This window comes from Mesorhizobium sp. M1338 (assembly GCF_040318045.1).
Classification (GTDB): domain Bacteria; phylum Pseudomonadota; class Alphaproteobacteria; order Rhizobiales; family Rhizobiaceae; genus Mesorhizobium.
Window position 1 is genome coordinate 1 of the sequence record NZ_JAMYLL010000146.1, and the last position, 845, is coordinate 845.

Annotated in this window: 1 protein-coding gene; it reads left to right on the plus strand. The window is 62.6% G+C overall.

What is annotated here, in order from left to right:
* The coding region (locus NKH19_RS33380) for an IS4 family transposase (RefSeq protein ID WP_352983977.1) at positions 1 to 845 on the plus strand (845 nt) is incomplete at both ends.

The window sequence follows — 845 nt, forward strand, 5'->3', positions numbered from 1 at the left end:
GACCGGCAGACGCGGCAAGAGGGTAAAGACATGCTGCGGCTGATCGACTCGACCCCCATTCCGCTCGGCAAGCTGTGCGAGTGGGCCAAGTCGAACGGACGCATCCGCGGCATGAAGGTCCATGTCGTCTATGACCCGAAGGCCGACCATCCGCGCGTCCTCGACATCACCGACGCCAACGTCAACGACGCCCAGATCGGCCGCCGGATCACTATCGAGCCCGCGGCGACCTATGTGTTCGACAAGGGCTATTGCCACTATGGCTGGTGGACGGCGATCGCCGAGGCCGGGTCGGTCTTCGTGACGCGGCCCAAGACCAACATGGGGCTGGCGCAGGTGTGCAACCGCCCCGTGGCCGAGCCGCAGGGCGACGGCTTCCTGGTCCTGGAAGACAGTGAGGTGAGCCTGGTCAGCAAGGGCGCTTGCAAGCTGCCGATACGCCTGCGGCGCCTGCGCATCCAGCGCCAGGAAGGCGACACCATCATGCTTTTGACCAACGACATGGAGCGCTCCGCAGTCGAGATCGGGCAGCTCTACAAAGGCCGCTGGCAAATCGAGCTTCTGTTCCGCTGGATCAAGCAGCACCTCAAGATCGGCAAGTTCCTGGGCAACAACGGCAATGCAATCCGCCTGCAGCTCTTCGCGGCGATGATCGCCTATGCGCTGCTGCGCATCGTCGCGCGCACCCGAGGTGTCGCCATTCCAATCCTGCGGTTCACAGAGCTGGTCGCCCAATACCTGTTCGGGCGGCGAAAAATAAACGCCATCGACAAGCCGCCGCCGGTCAATCCGAGCCGACCAAGAGACCGATCCTCCCTCAATCAGATGGCCTTCATATATGAATA